The organism is Leeia speluncae, assembly GCF_020564625.1.
Classification (GTDB): Bacteria; Pseudomonadota; Gammaproteobacteria; order Burkholderiales; family Leeiaceae; genus Leeia; species Leeia speluncae.
Genome location: NZ_JAJBZT010000038.1, coordinates 1 through 344, shown reverse-complemented (window position 1 = coordinate 344; position 344 = coordinate 1). Strand labels below are relative to the sequence as shown.

The 344-nt window shown below is 49.7% G+C and carries 1 protein-coding gene; it reads right to left on the bottom strand.

Going from position 1 to position 344, the window contains the following annotated elements:
- On the bottom strand, positions 1-344 hold a 344-nt coding region (locus LIN78_RS17995), incomplete at its 3' end, for an ATP-binding cassette domain-containing protein (protein WP_227182268.1).

Sequence of the window (344 nt, the reverse complement as noted above, 5' to 3'; positions counted from 1 at the left end):
AGCACTTTGACGGGGGCAAACATCACGTTTTGTAGCACCGTCATGTGTGCCCATAAGTTGAACTGTTGGAACACCATGGCGAGTTTGCGACGGATACGCACCATTTGTTGGTGGTCTGCGGCGTAAGGGGTGCCATCTTTGGCGGTGGCCATCTTGATCAATTCGCCATTCACATACACGCGGCCAGCATTTGGGGTTTCTAGCAAGTTAATGCAGCGCAAAAAGGTACTTTTGCCTGAACCACTGCTACCCAAAATGGTAATCACATCGTGTTTGTGTGCGGTAAGGCTAATGCCTTTTAAGACTTCGCTCTGCCCAAACGATTTGTGCAGATCTTCCACCAC